Below are 13,850 nucleotides of genomic sequence, written 5' to 3' on the forward strand. Positions count from 1 at the left end.
GGATAACGCCGCCGCCGATTCGATAGGAGGCGGATGCACCATGACGTCGTGGCGAACAGTACGCGGACACATCCAACGTCTTGATCGGGACATCGTGACGGTTGACGATATTAATGCGTTCTTCGCAGAGGAACGCGTGCTTGGTCGTGGCGCGGCGGATGAGTCAGGAGATTTCACTTTTGAAGTGGCGATGGCAGGGCGCCGTCGCCGAGTGGCAACCCTCGATGATAAAGGCACGGTTTTTCGCGGGCGAACCGTCGGGGAACTGGTGGAGGAGATGCGCTCGCGGCTGCGCAAAGTCGAAGTGGAATTAGATGGCGAAGTTGCTCATGGTCCACTGGATATTGGCGCAGTTGACGTCGGTGATGATCTCTTTTCAGACGATGATGCCCTGGCGTCGGTGCCTGTGTCGATCTCGGATGAACAGCCTGAGGAGAGTGCCGAAGAAGAAGCCGATCAGGAGTTATTCGACCGGCCTGGTCCGATGATGATGATAGCGGATCTGCCGCTCTCAGAGGTTCCGGCGCTGGCTAAGTCTGACAAAGCTGAGGTGGCGGTGTTGAAGCTGGGGGATGCGTTAGTGCTGATCGCCCAGTCTCCGCTAGATGCAATGCGGCGAGTGTTTCCGCGTCCGTCTTTCCAGATTGTGATTCGCCCTGGGTGTGGTGATGATGTTCCGTTGATGAGCGTGCGGCGCGATACTCTTACCCGCACCTGGGATTGGACGGGTGAGTTGCCGGTTTTTACCTGGATAACCCCAGGTACCGATGCGTATGAGTTTGTGGTTGATGAGACGGGCGCTGGCGCGATGGCTCGGGCGGCGGTTGCCGACGTCATCGGGGCGCGTTTTGCTGATGTGCGGGCGGCGTTATTGAGCTCTCCGCGGGTGGCGTTGGAACGTTTTGTGCAAGCCCTGGGATTGCCCTCAGAGGTTGCTCTAGTTTTGGCTGGAGAACTGCCGTTGACGGCTATCCCCAGCGCGCGGCTTTTTGCGCCGGAAACCACGGGAGCGGCATTTAATGATCGCCTGGCATGGGAGCTCGCCGGTGAGGGCTTTGTTGAGCCGATGGTCATGGGTGCATATCGCAAAATTTATTTGGAGCGTCCGTGGGCGGTCTCGCTTTTCTCTGCTGCGCAGTCAGCTTTAGGCGGGGCATTATTGACGGCGGGATATCAGCGCGCAGAAGCGGGCAAGCCGTGGCGTTTAGTGACGGCACTTGGCGGGGCGACCTTGTTTTCCGGCATGATTCGAATCCTGACAACCTCCTATGCGGCCCAGGTGATGAATCACCGCCAGCAGGAGATTGATATGTGGAAGATGACGCGCAATTGGGGAGAATATGGTGAGTGAAGAAAACTATGAGGTAGCCGAGCCTCTCGATATTGATGCGGCGTTGGATTCTTTTTGGGCACATGCAATAAATGCTGGGCGTCTTTACCCGATTGAAAGCGTTGGCGGGCAAGTAGATGAGACCTCGCTGCGCCCAGGGTCTTTTAGTTTGGGCGATACTCCGCAGCTTGCCGATGAGTTGGCGGAATTGATTGTTTCGGGCGCCAAGCGTGCAACCTCAAGTTACGAGCCTTCGTATATGGCGGCCGGTGAGAGCCTGCCGAGTATCGGTGAATTGTGGATTGTGTGCGATGGTCGGGGGTATCCTCGGGCGTTAATTCGCAATGTGGACGTGCGCCGTATTCCGTTTTGTGACGTCGGTGCAGATATTGCTGAGGCTGAAGGGGAAGGGGATTTGCCGAAGTGGCAGGCTGACCATGAGCAAATCTTTCGCGAGGAAGCGCAGTCCTTAGGGATTGAGTTTGATCCCCAGGAGAATGTGATTGTGGAATTCTTCCGCCTGCTCTACGCCTCCGATGCGCATATTCCTTCGAGCTCAGATGCTGGCGAAACGGCAACAGCTACGCCTACGCCTTTATCCTCGGAGCTGCCAGCAGACCGCGAGGAAGCGCTATAAAAGCACTCGTGTTCGCTTCCGTTTTTACAAACTTTGCGTAGTTTTCCTTGCTTCTAGGGAATCTGGGGGGGGGGAGAAAAAAGGACGGAAGAATGCCTTAGGTCATCGTTTTCGCACGCAGGCAAAGAGGATCTTCCGTGCGGGAGCAGCGCTCTGTGTTCTGCTTTCCTATTTTCTGCCATGGTGAAAGCGGAGACACTCGTTGGGGTGTAGTTGCTCATTGGGAATATATCTGCCCTTGGGTAGGCACAGCACTTGGTTGGCGGGGCGGTAGAAGAAGCGCCTCGTGGGGCTGTTTTTGGCTTTAACCCGCTTTTGCTGGATGCCATTTGCCAGTTAGTAGGCGTGCTTGGCTGTTTTGCTATCCTGGCGGGCGGTTAGCTAGAACGGGGCAGCGGGGCAGCTAGCTGGTTTGCCCCCCCAGGTAATGTTCGCGTGTTTTCTGTAGGGCTTTTCGTCTTTAGGGTTCCCGTCGGTTTTCCCGAAAACGTGTTGAAATATTCGCGCTAATAACTGCGTGGAGCGGTTTTCTGAGAAGATAACCCGAGTGTAAATAAAACTAAGCGTTCAGTGCGGTGATTATGACTCAGGGTTAATCAGTAAAATCGCTGACGTCTACGCAATCCCCGTCAGCATGCATAGCAGCGGTAATCTGTTCGGGAGTTGGCTTTAGATTGACGTTTTGGTAGTGCGAACCGAGGACGATGGATACGGATTTATCTGCGATATTCGGATCGATATGCACCGACGAGCTATCAAAATATGCGCGCATGGTGTAGGCGTCGTTGATTCCCTCTGGGGAGGTGTAGATCCGAACGGCCTCTGAGAAATTCTCTGTGGACCAGTTTCCCGTCTCGCGTACTTTAATGCCGATAGATCCCAGGGATTCGGCGACGGATTTCGCTAATCCGGTCGTTTCGGTGGCATTGTAAACCGAAACGGTGATCTCGTTCGTCGGCGAGGGGGTGGCGTTAGCGTCGGTGGGGCAGACGACCTGTGAGGTGTCAGGTGCTCGGGAGAAATCACGATTGAACGGGAAGGGGATGACGTTTAACCAGACTAATGAGCCAAGGATGAGGAGTGCGGCCATGATGAGGACCATTGATCCGAAAATGACCGTCTGGCGTTGCTGGGTTCGTTTGCGATATTCTGCGCGAGCATTTGAGTTCACGACCCTAATCTAACAGGACGCCCCACGCACCCGCTAGAGCTCAAGTACCCTTGCTGCATTCCTGCCCTGGGGGATTCCTCAAGATAACGCCACGTGGGGAGTCTGTTCGAGTGTACCACGAGTCAGGGAATACGTGTCGAGATATGGATTTAGGGTTGCTACTGAGACTGATCGCACCAAAAAAGTGGCGTATAAATTTCCTATCGTGGCCGGAATTCCGTAAGATTAAGCACTGTCAGGTTTTCTGCGTGTCAGATAGCTGGCTAAGGAGGATTCGCCTAGCGGCCTATGGCGCACGCTTGGAACGCGTGTTGGGTTAACGCCCTCGGGGGTTCAAATCCCCCATCCTCCGCGGATTCCACCCCTTCCGAGTAGATCGGGAGGGGTTTTTCGTTGCTATGAAGCTGAAAAGTTGGATCGCTGGCAGGTGTACCCAAAAAGATATGGGTGTTATAGGCGGCGGATTGGACTATACGGCTATCGTGCAGGTCATATTGCTCTGATCTGTGTTGTTGGGATATTAGGTTAGCGAACAGAATATGGGGTTACACCGGCAGAATATGTGGGTTATGGGGAGAACATGTTGCTTTGCCGGTGTTTTCAGTGTCCTAACGCGGGAAAGTCGGGCTGTAATTTAGTGCTGTCACCTATGAGTGATAGGCAAAACATGTTGTGATTTTCTGGGATTTCGGCGTGATAGCAGGGAGAAGCGGGGCATAGTTGGCGTGCTACAAGGTAATGACAAACCTGTATATGTAATGACTGTGAAATGCTGGGCGTGCGGCTGGCTGGTAGTGGAAGCAGATAAGAACGAAGCAAATATTTTTTTGGGGGCCCTTATCTATGCGCTGTGTGGCTGGCTGTGGCGTGTCAGCAGGCGCAGTGGCAGTGTACTAGACGGTTAAGCAAGCGCTGGTGAGCTGTGTGAGGTGCGGTGGGCTTAGGTATGAGGCGTTGAGCAGGATGCCCCGCTGTCTGCCCATCAAACGCCTTTTTGGCGAGGCTATTCGCCTGATCCTGGCTCTGCGTATTGGCTGTAGGGGTAAGTGATATTCGCATAATGCAGGGCGTATATCGCACGGGTGCATATATGAGATGAGAGAAGTGGGCCGACGAGGAGGTTCGTCAGCCCACTTCATTGGGTGTGAGAGGAGGATTAGGAGTAAAACGTGTTGAAAGCTGGATAGCGCAGATTAGTGCCCCATCATCTCTTCAACGATTTCATCTTTCGTCAGTGACGCCGGATAGTAGGTAGGCCAGTTATCCATCTCTTTGAGCAGCTCTTCATGTGACGTGTTCCCCATGTAGATATGGAAATGTGAGGCTTTGACCGGGAAGATGTTGTGGTCGGAGAATTGTACGAACTTGGGGGCAGCTTCATCGCCAGATTGCTTGGTGAATAGGAAGCGCACGCCGCGATTGCCTTTCTGGTAGGTCAGGATTTCGTAGCGCTCGTAGGCGTAGGTGGCTTTGGCGGTCTGCCCGTTCTTGGTAAATGACATCTCATTTCCAGCAATATCAATCTTTTCTATATCGGTGCGGTAGCCAGTCTCGTAGTAGGCGGTCCACTCTTCTTTCGTCTTTTTTCCTGATTCGGCTTTGTGAGCCATGACTTTGTCGAGGCTGCCATCTTGGAGTAGGGGATAGACTGATTGCCAGTTTCCGGCGTAATCACTGAGCTCGCGGTCTTTGACTTGTGAGTTCTCAAAGTATCCGTCGTAAATATCGTTTGTGGAGTTGTCGAGGACTCGTTCTGTGATCGGTGCGACGGGCTCGTCGGCTGCGTTGCGAAGTTTCCACGGTAAGGCATTGCCAGGTGCAATATCGGCAAATACTGCCCATTTTCCAGCGGAGGGAACAGTGAAATCGACGCGCCCGCTGTAGTGCCCCATCTTGACGTAGTAGACGTTGTTTGGCGTAATCGTCACGGTTTGCTTTTGTTCAACCGTTGTCTCGTTGGTGTTGAGCGCGGCTTTTCCGGCAGCCATCAGATCGGTTACTCCCTCGGTGGGGACGAATGCTATGCGCATGAACTTTTCGTGCGTGTGGCCGAATTCGATGTGATAGGTGGCGGCCTCAAGTTGATAGTCGGCGTAGTAGGCGACGTGGTTTTCTTTTGTGCTGTCTTTGGCGTCTTTCGCCTGTGCATTTTGTGTGGATGACGGTGTGGATGTGGTGGATTCTGAGGTGGTGCTATCGGAGCAGCCAGCCAGTGCCATGCCGGTTAGCGCGAGCAGGGCCAGAATTTTATGGGCTTTCATGTGTGACCTTTCTGTGCAATCAACCCCTAAATGATAATGATTCTCAAAATTGTTAACAAATTGAGCATAGTATGAGCGCTGTTAGCTTGATCTCAGCATGAGTGTTATCGGTCGCCACCCTCTTCGCTCCACGTTCGATGCCTTATCCGGGCTCGTCGTTATGCCGTATTCCCCAATTGGGGTGCCGTCTGGCGAAAAAGATACGCGGTTGGCGATCAGGTAGTGATTATGAACAGGTGACGTGCTCGGCACAGAAAACTTCGGGCATGAGCACGTAGACTAGAGGGCGTGAGTATCGCACTGTATCGCCGTTATCGCCCGCAAAGTTTCCATGAGGTCATCGGGCAAGATCATGTTGTCAAACCTCTGATGGCAGCTCTCGATGGTGGGCGCACCGCGCACGCATATCTCTTCTCAGGGCCGCGCGGCTGTGGGAAAACCACGTCTGCCCGAATCCTGGCCCGCTGTTTGAACTGTGTGGAGTACCCGACGGCAACCCCCTGCGGTGTGTGCGATTCATGCCGGGAACTATCCCGAGATGGTTCAGGCTCCCTTGACGTGGTTGAACTCGATGCCGCCTCGCATGGTGGCGTTGACGATGCCCGTGACCTGCGAGAACAAGCCGCATTTGCGCCTGCACGGGATCGTTTCAAGATCTTCATTATTGATGAAGCGCATATGGTGACGAACCAGGGATTTAACGCGCTATTGAAATTAGTGGAAGAACCCCCAGAACACGTGAAGTTTATTTTCGCGACGACAGAGCCGGAAAAAGTGATCGGGACGATTCGCTCGCGCACGCATCACTACCCATTCCGCCTTGTTCCGCCCAATGAACTCGAAAACTACTTGGCTCAGTTATGCGATACCGAAGGGGTAACCGCCGGTAAAGACGTCTTATCCCTAGTTGTTCGGGCGGGAACCGGATCGGTTCGCGATACCCTTTCCGTGCTGGACCAGATCATCGGCGGGTCGGAAGGTTCGGTTATTGATTATGAGCGGGCCGTTGCGCTTTTGGGATACACCTCGGCAGCGCTTCTCGATGAGGCGTTGGAGGCCATTATCGCGCGCAATGGCAGCGGGCTATTTGCCGTTGTTGATTCGCTCGTAAAATCCGGTCACGATCCGCGTCGTTTTGTGGAAGATTTACTACAACGCCTGCGCGATCTCGTCATTATTTCCCTCGCTGGAGATTCGGCGAAAGACGTCTTTGTATCAGTTCCGGAAGATCAATATGGTCGAATGGTGCTCCAAGCTAACCACCTTGGGGCACAACGAGCCTCCTATTATGCCGATCTGACGCATCGGGCCTTAGCGGATATGGTTGGCGCCACCGCCCCACGATTACAGCTTGAATTGCTGTGCGCACGAATCATTGTGGGTGATCCGCGTGGCGGAACTGGACGTGCTTCTGAGGGTGAAAATGCGGCAGAATTCTCCAATCCCAGTGGAGAAGCGACGGGAGGCCCCTCTGCGCAGACGGCACAGCGGCTAGCGCAATTCGTTAATGCGCAGCGGGAAACCCCTCAAAATCAGCGCTCTGAAGCAAATGGCGGGAGCAATGCGCATAATCCCGCGCAGCTAGCACCACAGAACCCAGGCAGGGGAACGGACCTGGAGAGCAATCCGGCAGCCGCGACAGGAGCACCAGCGCCGGAAAACTCCGCACTTTCGGGTATACAGAGCAGAAAAACGACGGAGCATAACAGGCCTGATATGGCCGCGGCTTCGCGAAAGATGAGCAACACTGACCCGAATCATCGCCCCATGCCGAGTATGCCACCGATGGCAGAAACGGATACATCCGCGGTAGCGCACCCGAAAGGTGACACGGAGAGCAGACCAGTTGAGGTGACTAACGCGGCTACGGATACTGCTCGGCCCCGCCAAAAACCTGAGGAAGCTCAAGGTCAACAAGACCCGCATAGCAAGCCTTCCGCTGTGGCGGTAGAGAACGAAAACGCTCAGGCTAGCGCAGCGCAATCAGGGCATGAGCCCGAGGTGGAAGAGCCACAGGATTCACCGCAGGAAGCTCCACTTGATCACGTGGCGCAGATCGCTGCCCAATGGCGGCAAATCTGCGAATCTCCCATGCTGCGCCCGTCGGTGCGAGGATTTTTGCAAAATTCCACGGGGCCATTGTCGCTTGCAGATGGAGCTTTAGTGCTCGGTTTTGAATCGGAAGGTCTGCTGCGGCAACTGCCGAGTAAAGCCGAGGCCATAGCCCACGTTATTGCACAGCACTGCGGTATTTCGGTGCGAATTACCGGGCATGTAGGCGCACCGACGGAGCGTCCGGCCCAGCCTAAGCCACAACCGCATACGCCGGGTGGGAGTCAATCCGAAACGCCACCACGCAATGGCGCCTCCCCAAAAGTTAGCGCCGCGCAGGGCGCGGCGGTGTCGAGCCAAGGAGGCAATGGGCGCAATTTCGGGGCCTCCGGCAAAAATAGCGGCTCATTCGACTCAGCTGCGGCAGATGTTCGCGAAGATGGCGATGTGGCACGAGGATCGTTCCATGAGTTCGGCGATATGCCCGCACGATTGCCAGGGGATACCGCGGATGCTTCCCGCCTGCCTGAAGTGAAAATAGGTGGGGAGGCGCCTTCCGCGCTAACAGTAGGGGGTGACGCCACTGCCGCACAGTCTGCCAGCCAGGCAGCAGCGGCACCAGCAGCAAAGGGCATGTCAGTAGATGAGTCGATCACCTCATACCCAGTAGCAGTGCCAGAGAATCACGAGAAATCTATGGGGAAGCTGGCTCAGGTATCAGATTCGGCGGTGGATGATATGCCACGATCTGCGGGATCTTCTACACCATCGGGTGCGGCGAGGTTCGAGGAGGATTATTCAATAGATACCTTCCCGGATTTGCCGCCAGTGGATCTTCCGGCGGATTTCGTCAGTGCTGGAGCCCCTTCCGCCGTATCTAATATTCGCCAGCAGATAGACGCAATTCGCCCCGCCCAGGAAATACCTGTGCACGATGATGCGTCTGCATATAGCTCACCGCTGGAAGAGGAGCCGGTTTTCCTTGACGAGGAAGAGGAAATCTCGGATGCGGATCCGCTGATTGCCCATTCTGACCTTGCTGGAGTCAACGTCATTATGGAAAAGTTCGGCGCGGTAGTGATCGACGAACGTCATGAGGGCGGCGATGGCACGTCGTAATAATGCGGGGAATATCGCTGGCAGTACCACCGGCAATAATTGGCAGTTTTCTCCAGCCGTGTTATCGCGGTCAACGGCTGGCAGATATTGCCCAATACTCACCGGCGCGAAGAGCGATAAGGGAGCGGAAACCCGCCAAAGCTGGCAGGTAACAGCACCAAATATGCGGGTAGCGTGGCAGGCGCTAGGCAGCTACATGGTTCACAACAGAAAGAGCAAATAAATGGCAGGAATCTACGACGGCGCTGTCCAGGCTTTGATTGACGAGCTAGGTCGCTTGCCCGGCGTCGGGCCAAAAAGCGCTCAGCGCATTGCGTTTTATCTGTTGGAGGCAGACGAAGCTGAGGTGCAGGCCTTAGTGGAGGCGCTGCAGGCAGTCAAAGAAAAGGTGCGATTCTGCGCGGTGTGTGGGAACGTCACCGAAGATGAGCTATGCCGAATCTGCTCTGATCCGCGGCGAGTAGGATCAGTTATCTGCGTCGTGGAAGAAGCAAAAGACATTGTGGCGATTGAACGTTCGCGGGAATATCGTGGCCGCTACCATGTGCTCGGCGGGGCGATTGATCCAATTGGCGGGGTTGGCCCGCAGGATCTGCGTATTCGAGAACTGTATGCGCGATTGGCGAGTGGGGAAGTCGAAGAGATTATTTTGGCGATGGATCCGAATATCGAAGGTGAAGCCACGGCAACCTATCTCTCTTTGAATTTGGGCAATATGGGAGTGACGGTATCGCGCCTCGCCTCTGGGTTGCCCGTTGGCGGCGATTTAGAGTATGCCGATGAAGTGACGATCTCACGAGCTTTAGCGGGTCGGCAGCGGATAACGCCCATACAGTGAACAGCCGCAAACTGCGGTTGCGACTTTCCTTTACGATGGGATAACCATTGAAGGAGACGAGACAGTGACACTCATTGTTCAAAAGTTCGGCGGATCATCGGTTGCGGATGCAGCTGGCATTAAGCGCGTCGCTCGGCGGATAGTTGATACATACCGCGCGGGCAATAACGTCGTCGTGATCGTCTCGGCGATGGGCGATACTACAGATGATCTTATTGATCTTGCCGCATCTGTTTCGAGTGAGCCTTCCGCCCGAGAGATGGACGTTTTGCTGACGGCAGGAGAGCGTATCTCGATGGCGCTGCTGGCTATGGCGGTCACAGATTTAGGGGTGACCGCCCACGCATACACTGGGCAGCAGGCGGGTCTGCATACGGATAACATGTATGGCGCGGCCTCTATCGTCGGGGTTGTCCCAGAGCGTATTGCTCGAACCATTCAGGCCGGGGAGATCGCCATTATCGCTGGTTTCCAGGGGGTTAACCGCGATAACGATGTGACGACTTTAGGGCGTGGCGGGTCAGATACGACGGCAGTGGCTTTCGCGGCGGCCTTGCGGGCAGATGTCTGTGAAATTTACTCGGATGTTGATGGCGTATTTACCGCTGATCCGCGCGTATGTACGACTGCCCGTAAAGCTAGCGCCTTGACCTATGAAGAGACGCTAGAGATGGCAGCACATGGCACAAAGATTTTGCACTTGCGGGCAGTTGAGTATGCTCGTCGGTTTCATGTTCCCTTGCACGTGCGCTCGTCATTTTCAGATAAGGAAGGAACCTGGATCGTGGATGAAGTTACCCGCAGTCGGTGGGAGGGGGATAATGAATCCCCGACGATTTCTGGCATCAGCCATGACACCTCGCAAGCCAAGATCTCGATTACAGGTATCCCAGATGAGCCTGGGGCGGCGGCGCGGGTTTTTAACGTGGTGGCTGACGCGGGATCGTCAATCGACATGATCGTGCAAAACGTGCCGATTAACCAGCCGGGTCATGCCAATATCTCTTTCACCTTGCCGATTTCTGATGTGAAAAAGACGGTCCGGGCGCTCGAATCGCGCCAGGAGGAGTTGGGCTTCCGCAGCATTATTCAAGATGACGGGGTTGGTATCTTATCGCTGGTCGGTACCGGCATGCGTTCTCATCCAGGAGTGACCGCTAAATTCTTCGCAGCCCTGGCTGACGCGGGAATCAATATTGACATGATCTCCACCTCAGAGATCCGTATCTCGGTTGTGTTGGATGCAGAGGATATTGCGCAGGCTATTCGGGTTGTTCATGCGGCGTTTGATTTGGATGTGGACGGGGAAGCGATCGTGTACGGAGGAACGGGGAGATGAGCATAACGTTAGCTATTGTTGGGGCGACCGGCCAGGTTGGGCGGGTTGTACGTAATTTAGTGGAGGAACGCGCAACGCCAGTAGATGCGGTGCGGTTCTTTTCCTCTGCGCGTTCAGCTGGGATGACGCTACCCTTCCGTGGTGAACAGGTCTGCGTTGAGGATCTTGCCCAGGCAGATTTCGCCGGTATTGATATTGCAATTTTTTCGGCTGGCGCCAGCGTTTCACGGGAATATGCTCCCCGATTTGCAGCGGCGGGGGCTGTCGTCATTGATAATTCTTCGGCATGGCGGAAAGATCCGCAGGTTCCGCTGGTGGTCAGTGAGGTGAACCCGCAGGCATTACGGGATCGGCCACGAGGGATTATTGCCAATCCGAACTGCACCACGATGGCGGCTATGCCGATTTTGAAAGTTTTATCGGATGAAGCTGGGTTGTCGAGCCTGGTGGTTTCCTCTTATCAGGCGGTGTCTGGTTCGGGGCGTGCGGGGGTGCAGGCGTTGGTTGAGCAGTCTCGTGCGGCGGTGGCTGCCGGTGATGCGCTAGAAGGTTTAGCCGTGGATGGGCAGGCGATTCCTCGTCCGGAAAACACTGAGCCGTATGTTGCACCAATTGCTTTTAATGTGGTTGCGTTTGCGGGTAATGACGCAGGGGACGGCTCAGGAGAGACGGATGAGGAGCAAAAACTTCGTCATGAGTCTCGGCGGATTCTTGATCTTCCTGATCTGCGTGTTGCAGGGACGTGCGTGCGAGTGCCGGTATTTACTGCTCACTCAATGTCGATTTCTGCGGAGTTTGAGCGCGAAATTTCTGTTGAGCGAGCCATTGAGTTATTGCGGCAAGCGCCGGGAGTGAGGTACGTCGAGGTGCCTGATCCCTTGCAGGCTGCTGGGCAAGACGCATGTTATGTAGGGCGTATCCGGCAGAATTATGCGGCTCGTAACCCCGCGGCCGGGCTGTCAATGTTTGTTGTTGGGGATAATCTGCGTAAGGGTGCGGCTCTGAATACGGTGCAAATCGCTGAGCTGTTGATCCAGGAGCTGAGCGAACGCTAAGTAGTTAATATGTGAAAGCTAGTAGGAGGCGCTGGCGTGTGGCGTACATGGTGTTGCGCTAGCGCCGGCGCCTCTTAGGTATCTAGCGTATCCGGCGGGTTCGGTTGTTTCGGTAGTTGCTACTGCTTTGTTGCCTTGTTGCTTTTGTGTGGGTTCGGCTGCGGTTTGTATTGTCTGCTCTCCGGGATCTCTCTTTCTAAGTGCATTTTATGGCAATAGCTTTCGAGTCTTAGATCCGATGTTCGCGGGCAAGGTAAATATCAAAACGTTGTGAATAGCACGGGGCAGAACAGTTGTGGGTAGTCGCGGCAGCTAGGGAAGCGTGGATCACGCGGGTGAGGAGGAAGAAACGTAGATATGTGGGTAGGTGAGGGAGGAAACACGAGGTAGGCGCAGGAAGATATACGTGGAAGATAACCACAGGAAGATAGGCATAATACATAGGTGTGGGCAGATCTGCCGGTTGTGGGCAAAGATCAGCCTGCTTTTCCCGGCACGCCAGCATAGTAGCTTCTGTTTAGCGTTCCACGTAGCAGCTTATTTTGGAACTATCCTGCGCTATTCTTCGTCCAGATCCTCGTCATCACTACCTGCAGGGCGCCCAATCATGCGGGATTCGTCCGGTCGGTAAGCGAGAACGTCATTAACGTAGGAATCGACGGTATTGGGCATCATGGGAATATCGTGGCCGGCACGTTCGGAAATAAACCAGCGATGTTCCAGTAGTTCGTGGAATAACTGCGCTGGCTGGAGCTTTTTGCGTAACTCAAAGGGGATGGCCTGCACGGTTGGCTCGTAGACGTTCATCATCCATTCGTGGGCGACGATCTCCAGCGGGATATTCGATTTGCCGGTGACCATACGGAAAGATTCCATGTCGTTGACGAGTCGGCGGGCCTGCTTTTCTCCGACGTCCAGGCCGGTCAGCCGCATGAGCTTTCGGGAATAGTGCCCAGGGTCAACCACTTTAGGTTGAATGGAGATGGATGTGCCGTCAATGTCGGCAGCCATAGATAGCTCGCCGACCTCAAACCCGAGATCATTGAGCCGACGAATACGCGCATCGACGCGCCACCGTTCACTAGCTTGGAACGATTCTTCTTCGGTCAGTTCTGCCCACAAATCTTGGTAGCGCTCAACGAAACGATCCCCAACGGCGATGGCATCGTATTCTGGATCGAGGATTTCGCCGGCCTGCAGATCCATCAATTCTCCGATGATATTCGTGCGGGCGACGTCAATATCGTACAGACGTTTGCGTTGTGAGAGATTTTCTTCCAGTTCGCCGGTTTCCGCATCGACGAGATATGCCGAAAATTCGTTGGCATCACGGCGGAACAGGGTATTAGATAGGGAGACGTCACCCCAGAAAAATCCGAGCAGATGTAACCGCACCATGAGTACAGCTAGGGCGTCGATAAGTCGGCGAACGGTTTTGGTGCGCATTTGTGAGTTGCCGAATAAGGCGCGATAGGGCATGGAGAAGGAGAGGTGACGAGTGACGAGGACGGCATTAAGTGGTTCGCCGGCTGCGTCGTAGCGGCCAGTAATGACGGCGAGTGGTTCAACGCAGGGGGCGGATAGTCGGTTGAGGTCGCGCAGTGTTTCGTATTCGTGATGGGCGACCTCTTCACCGATTTCTTTGACGGCAACAACTTGCCCGTCCAGATATGCGAATCGGACGATGTGGCGAGAAATACCGCGAGGCAGGGCGGCGATCACGTCGGAGGGCCACTCGTCGAGCGGGATAGCCCAGGGCAAATCGAGTAGAGCTGGGCGTACTTCCGCTGAGGTAATCTGCAGCGATCGGTTATGCATGAGATCCTCCGTGCGATGAGATGGCGACCGACGTGGGTAACGTGGGCGTGGCCAGGCAAATTGATGCTTAGCCTCGGGTGTTCCTGGGGCGTGCCAGGAACGCTACTGATTGTAGCTGGTGAACGGGAAGCGGGGGGGGGGGGGGGGGGGGGGGGGGGGGGGGGGGGGGGGGGGGGGGGGGGGGGGGGGGGGGGGGGGGGGGGGGGGGGGGGGGGGGGGGGGAGTGGGGG

10 protein-coding genes, 1 tRNA gene and 1 other RNA gene are annotated in these 13,850 nt (G+C 55.1%); 8 read left to right on the forward strand and 4 right to left on the reverse strand.

The annotated features are described in order from the left end of the window. Nucleotides 1-40: 40 nt before the first annotated feature. Both ACLHIL_RS04220 and ACLHIL_RS04225 read left to right on the forward strand, forming a co-directional pair. Nucleotides 41-1,351, forward strand: a complete 1,311-nt coding sequence (locus tag ACLHIL_RS04220) for a hypothetical protein (protein ID WP_411296704.1) — start codon at nucleotides 41-43, stop codon at nucleotides 1,349-1,351. Further along, nucleotides 1,341-1,967 carry an ASCH domain-containing protein gene (locus tag ACLHIL_RS04225; RefSeq protein WP_411296705.1) on the forward strand — a complete coding sequence of 209 codons (627 nt, stop codon included), beginning with the start codon at nucleotides 1,341-1,343 and terminating at the stop codon, nucleotides 1,965-1,967. Before ACLHIL_RS04220 ends, ACLHIL_RS04225 begins: the two co-directional genes overlap by 11 nt. A gap of 592 nt (nucleotides 1,968-2,559) precedes the next feature. Here ACLHIL_RS04225 and ACLHIL_RS04230 read toward each other — a convergent pair. Together ACLHIL_RS04230 and ffs are read right to left on the reverse strand one after the other, a co-directional pair. Then, a complete protein-coding gene (locus ACLHIL_RS04230) occupies nucleotides 2,560-3,138 on the reverse strand; it encodes a LytR C-terminal domain-containing protein (RefSeq protein ID WP_411296706.1) in 579 nt (192 codons plus the stop codon). Between the two features lie 10 nt (nucleotides 3,139-3,148). Continuing rightward, nucleotides 3,149-3,244: signal recognition particle sRNA small type (ffs, locus tag ACLHIL_RS04235), an RNA gene on the reverse strand. 161 nt (nucleotides 3,245-3,405) lie between these two features. Between ffs and ACLHIL_RS04240 the strand changes: the two genes are divergently transcribed. After that, a tRNA-Ser gene (locus ACLHIL_RS04240) sits at nucleotides 3,406-3,490 on the forward strand. Nucleotides 3,491-4,331: 841 nt separating this feature from the next. On the opposite strand, the gene ACLHIL_RS04245 is transcribed toward ACLHIL_RS04240, so the two are convergent. Beyond that, nucleotides 4,332-5,399, reverse strand: a complete 1,068-nt coding sequence (locus tag ACLHIL_RS04245) for a metal-binding protein ZinT (protein ID WP_411296707.1) — start codon at nucleotides 5,397-5,399, stop codon at nucleotides 4,332-4,334. A 288-nt stretch (nucleotides 5,400-5,687) separates the two neighbouring features. On the opposite strand from ACLHIL_RS04245, the gene ACLHIL_RS04250 reads away from it, so the two are divergent. From ACLHIL_RS04250 to ACLHIL_RS04270, 5 genes are all read left to right on the forward strand, one after another. After that, nucleotides 5,688-8,570 carry a DNA polymerase III subunit gamma and tau gene (locus ACLHIL_RS04250; RefSeq protein ID WP_411296708.1) on the forward strand — a complete coding sequence of 961 codons (2,883 nt, stop codon included), beginning with the start codon at nucleotides 5,688-5,690 and terminating at the stop codon, nucleotides 8,568-8,570. Further along, nucleotides 8,557-8,793, forward strand: coding sequence for a hypothetical protein (locus tag ACLHIL_RS04255; RefSeq protein WP_411296709.1), 237 nt, complete (start codon nucleotides 8,557-8,559; stop codon nucleotides 8,791-8,793). The genes ACLHIL_RS04250 and ACLHIL_RS04255 overlap by 14 nt, the downstream gene beginning before the upstream one ends. Then, nucleotides 8,794-9,408, forward strand: a complete 615-nt coding sequence (recR, locus tag ACLHIL_RS04260; protein WP_411296710.1) for a recombination mediator RecR — start codon at nucleotides 8,794-8,796, stop codon at nucleotides 9,406-9,408. 64 nt (nucleotides 9,409-9,472) lie between these two features. Beyond that, nucleotides 9,473-10,747 (forward strand): aspartate kinase, encoded by a 1,275-nt coding sequence (locus ACLHIL_RS04265; RefSeq protein ID WP_411296711.1) that lies wholly within the window; start codon nucleotides 9,473-9,475, stop codon nucleotides 10,745-10,747. After that, a complete protein-coding gene (locus tag ACLHIL_RS04270) occupies nucleotides 10,744-11,802 on the forward strand; it encodes an aspartate-semialdehyde dehydrogenase (protein WP_411296712.1) in 1,059 nt (352 codons plus the stop codon). The genes ACLHIL_RS04265 and ACLHIL_RS04270 overlap by 4 nt, the downstream gene beginning before the upstream one ends. A gap of 558 nt (nucleotides 11,803-12,360) precedes the next feature. Here the strand turns inward: ACLHIL_RS04270 and ACLHIL_RS04275 are convergent. Next, complete coding sequence (locus ACLHIL_RS04275; protein ID WP_411296713.1) at nucleotides 12,361-13,620, reverse strand: DUF4032 domain-containing protein; 1,260 nt, start codon at nucleotides 13,618-13,620, stop codon at nucleotides 12,361-12,363. Nucleotides 13,621-13,850: the final 230 nt, after the last annotated feature.

It is taken from the genome of Trueperella sp. LYQ143 (assembly GCF_046599595.1).
GTDB lineage: Bacteria > Actinomycetota > Actinomycetes > Actinomycetales > Actinomycetaceae > Trueperella.